General features: G+C 65.4%; 5 protein-coding genes and 1 pseudogene. 1 reads left to right on the forward strand and 5 read right to left on the reverse strand.

Going from position 1 to position 3,870, the window contains the following annotated elements; genetic code table 11:
- Both ACFWPJ_RS27055 and ACFWPJ_RS27060 read right to left on the reverse strand, forming a co-directional pair.
- Positions 1-505 (reverse strand): annotated as a pseudogene (locus tag ACFWPJ_RS27055) (hypothetical protein); the annotation flags it as partial.
- The gene (locus ACFWPJ_RS27060) at positions 502-822 is read right to left on the reverse strand and encodes a hypothetical protein (protein WP_378855437.1); all 321 of its coding nucleotides are present in this window, start codon (positions 820-822) and stop codon (positions 502-504) included. The pseudogene ACFWPJ_RS27055 and the gene ACFWPJ_RS27060, both read right to left, overlap by 4 nt.
- Before the next feature lie 515 nt (positions 823-1,337).
- Between ACFWPJ_RS27060 and ACFWPJ_RS27065 the strand changes: the two genes are divergently transcribed.
- Entirely contained in the window at positions 1,338-1,676 is a 339-nt protein-coding gene (locus ACFWPJ_RS27065; protein ID WP_378855439.1) for a type II toxin-antitoxin system HicB family antitoxin, read from the forward strand.
- 9 nt (positions 1,677-1,685) lie between these two features.
- On the opposite strand, the gene ACFWPJ_RS27070 is transcribed toward ACFWPJ_RS27065, so the two are convergent.
- The 3 genes from ACFWPJ_RS27070 to ACFWPJ_RS27080 form a co-directional block, all read right to left on the reverse strand.
- Positions 1,686-2,291, reverse strand: a complete 606-nt coding sequence (locus tag ACFWPJ_RS27070; RefSeq protein ID WP_378855441.1) for a tetratricopeptide repeat protein — start codon at positions 2,289-2,291, stop codon at positions 1,686-1,688.
- A gap of 829 nt (positions 2,292-3,120) precedes the next feature.
- Positions 3,121-3,411, reverse strand: coding sequence for a HigA family addiction module antitoxin (locus ACFWPJ_RS27075; protein ID WP_378855443.1), 291 nt, complete (start codon positions 3,409-3,411; stop codon positions 3,121-3,123).
- A 16-nt stretch (positions 3,412-3,427) separates the two neighbouring features.
- Positions 3,428-3,706 carry a type II toxin-antitoxin system RelE/ParE family toxin gene (locus ACFWPJ_RS27080; protein ID WP_378855445.1) on the reverse strand — a complete coding sequence of 93 codons (279 nt, stop codon included), beginning with the start codon at positions 3,704-3,706 and terminating at the stop codon, positions 3,428-3,430.
- Between the last annotated feature and the right edge of the window lie 164 nt (positions 3,707-3,870).

Consider the following 3,870-nt stretch of genomic DNA (forward strand, 5'->3'; position numbering starts at 1 on the left):
CGGCGGCGGCCAGGACCTCGGCGTGGCCGCCGGTGAGGACCACGCGATTGCGGCGCACCCGGCGCGCGGGCACCACCGGTACCGCGGCGACCAGGTCGGCGGGCCATGGTCCCCGGTCGCTGCGGCGGGCGCATTCGTGGACCAGTGCGCGGGGTGCGATGCGACAGACCGGGGCCAGCCAGTGTTCGGGCGCCGGCCGGAATTCCGGTTCGGCCGAGGAGGCGAGCAGGAAGTACGCGGCGTCGAAAACCGACAGCAGCGCAAGGGTTTCCAGTCGCGGCTTCTGCAATAGCCGGCCGGGATCGCCCGCGCCCGCCCTGCGCCAGTCCTCGGCCGTCGCCACGCCCGCCTCGACGACGAGCCGGTCCAGACCGATGGTGCGACGGCAGCCCGCCGAGGCGATCGCGCCGCGCGCCAGATGGAACTCCCCGTCCCCGGCCCGCAGTACCCCGGTCGATCCCTGTTCCTCGAGCCGGTGCAGTTCCTCGGCGAGTGCCACGCTCATCGCGGCCCGCCCGTCAGTTCCTCGAGCGCGGCCCGCAGCTGATACCGGGCCATCCCGAGATTGCCGGTGTCACCGTCGAAGACGACGTGCACGAACAGCCTGCCCTCGAAATCGCCGTCGACCAGGTGCAACAGGTGGAATCCGCCGGTGCGGCAGACGACGATCTCGGTGATGTCGTCGTCGGGGCGCCCGGTCGCCAGCGCCGAACAGCTCAGCGCCGCCCGCACCACATCCGTCGTCCCCGCGGCATCCTCGTGTTCGTCGACGATGTCGTGCACTCCAGCGGCGGCAATCGCCAACCCGCTGGCCCCATCCACCAGTGTCACGCTGCACGCACCGGGAATATCCATGATGCGTTTCAGGCAGCCGTCGAGAGAATTCACACGCCCCGGCCTGTCATCGAGAGGTTTATCGAAACGAGACGTTATACCCACCCGCAAATCCCCGCACCCCGAACGCCGGAAAATTGCTGCGCCCCATCATGTTGGGTGAGGTTTGCTGGAAAACCGCTCGGTATCAATACTTTTGGGTAACTTGTTTGCGATTCGCTACCACCCCGAGAAACCCGTGCTCAGCCACCTTTTCAACCTCCGGCGACCATCTCGCGAACATCACGAAACATTCAACCCGGACCCCCGTCCCTTAGCTCGGCAGCCAACTCGTCCCATCGACCACCACTGGACGAGCAGTATCGCCCGCGATACTATTGAGTGATGGGAAAGGCCGGGAAGATTCTCGCCACGATGCGAGAGTCGCCAACCAACGTCAGGTACTCCGACCTCGACCTGGTGTGCCGCGAGTACTTCGGCCCGCCCCGCCGACAAGACGTCTGATGACCGAACGATACGACCCTCGGCACTATGCCTACCGCGTCCTCTGGTCGCCAGAAGACGACGAATTCGTTGGTCTGTGTGCGGAGTTCCCATCCCTGTCGTGGATGGCGGCGGACCAGACGGAGGCCCTCGTCGGTATCCGGGCGTTGGTGGCCGACACGATCGATGACCTCGCGGTGAACGGCGAACCGGTCCCGCCACCGCTGGCGGAACGCAGCTACAGCGGCAAGTTTCTCGTGCGCACCTCGGCTGAGCTGCATGCCCGGCTCGTCCGGGAGGCCGCCGAGATGAACGTGTCGCTCAATCAGCTCGCCAACCAACGACTCGCGGCGAGTTAGCGAAGCCGCTCAGCCCGCCGCGCGGCGGTACCAGGATTCGGCTTCGCGGTGGGCGCCTTGGGAATCGAGGAGGGCGGCGAGGTTGGACATGGCTCGGGGGTGGCCGAGGTCGGCGGCGCGGCGGAAGCAGCGGCGGGCTTCGGTGAGGGCGCCGCGGCGGCGCAGGAGCATGCCGAGGTTGTTGATGGCGTCGATGTCGCCGTTGTCGGCGGCGTCGCGGTACCAGGCTTCGGCGTCGTCGAGGCGGTTCTGGTCCTCGAAGAGGCGGGCGAGGTTGTACATCGCGTCGACGTTGCCGGCGAAAGCCGCGTGGTGGTACCAGGTTTCGGCATCGCGGCGGTCACCGCACTGGTAGAGCAGGGTCGCCAGGTTGTACATGGCGTTGGCGTTGCCACCGGCAGCCGCACGGCGGTACCAGGATTCGGCCTCGTCGACCTCGCCGAGCTTGTCGAGCAGGACCGCGAGGTTGTTCATCGCGCGGGTGTGTCCCGCGGCGGCGGCTCGCCGGAACCAGTGCTCGGCGGCATCGAAATCGCTGTGGTCGTAGTAGATGTTGGCGAGATTGTGCATGGCGGTACCGTCACCGCGCTCCGCGGCGCGATGCAGAGTCGCCATCGTTCCCGGCGGTAACGGCACAGCTCCCCCTCGGATCATCACCTGTTACACATCGATAACGGAAAGTCTATGTGCTGCACCGGAGATCAGCCACGTCGTTTGGCTCAGCACCGAAGATATTGGGCGCGTAGCACGTTCAGCCCCCTACGCACACGCAGAGCTAACGGCGAAGTGGCCGCGGACTCGGAAGTCCGCGGGCGCTTCACGTTTCGCGCGTCGGCGCTGGCCGACAGACGTCGGCGGGATCGGTGCGGGCAGCGCAGCGTTTCCTGGGTTCCAGCGCTGTAGACGTGAGCGCCAAGCTGTTTGCCGATTCGTTACCCGAGGTGTAGCGTCGCGCACAGAGATCGGCCCCCGGGAGCGCTCCAACGCTCACCGAGGGCCTGGGTACGAAGCAGAACCAACCTGTTCGCACCGTAGGGACAACCCTACCTGCACCTCCTCGGAGTGCTCTGATGCCGGGGTCGTCGTCCTGACGCCAGGAGTCTCAACACTCCCGCGCGCGGACCACGAACTGCCTGTTTCGCACCTCAGGCCCCGGGCCATTCGCGGTCGTCACCGACGAGCCCGACCGGGGAGCAGCCAACCCATTAATCCAGCCGTCTGCGAGTACCACTGTCGTACGCCTCGCACGTACGCACCGTGACGGCCGGGAGTGCACACCTTCGCCACGGTCCAACCAGCCACGCGTCCATCCGACGCGCGGCCAGAAGTGTTGGCCGAGAGGGTCTATCGGGGCATGGTGATCGGGAGGTCGGGGAAGTGGGGATACGACACCGGCACCCTTGGGTGCTCCGATTGCCTGGACTTCTCAGCGACCGGCGGCGAACTAACCCGCCAGCGGAGTGATGTGAGTGAGGTCGTCGCCAATAGCGGAGCGGGCGATATCCGCGTCGTATCGCGCCTGCATGTTGATCCAGAACATGTCGGTCAGACCGAGTCCGCGAGCGAGACGAAGACCCGTTTCAGCGGTGATGGCCCGCTTGCCGTGGACGATCGCGTTGATCCTGGTGAGAGGTAGCCCTGTTGCCTTCGCGATCGCGTACTGGCTGATACCCAGTGGCTCGAGGAACTCCGTGAGGAGAATTTCTCCGGGGTGAACGGGGCTGAAGTCGGTCACTGTCTACTCCTTCCTGCTAGTGATAGTCCGCTAGCTCGAGCTCGTGCGCTCCGTCGTACCAGCGGAAACACAGTCTCCATTGGTCGTTGACGCGGATACTGTGTTGGCCGCCGCGGTCACCGCTGAGTTTCTCGAGCCGGTTTCCTGGCGGAACGCGCAGGTCGTTCAGACTCCCAGCGGCGTCGATAAGTTGCATCTTGATCCGCGCCTGGCGGGACAGTTGTGGACTGAACCGCTTGACATAGGTGAGGTTCCAGATGGCTTCAGTGTCACCATCCTTGAATGAGCGGATCACGGGTCACATAATACCGTGTGGCGATACTATCGCGCAACGATACTAACTATTCGGTACCACCAGCAGCCGCAGATAAGTCCGAGGATGAGTTGGGCGGCGATTCCGGCCCGTTCAGGTGATTCCCGGCCGGTTCGAACGCGCAGCGCCCGCGGACTCGACAAGTC

It is taken from the genome of Nocardia sp. NPDC058497 (assembly GCF_042720195.1).
Classification (GTDB): domain Bacteria; phylum Actinomycetota; class Actinomycetes; order Mycobacteriales; family Mycobacteriaceae; genus Nocardia.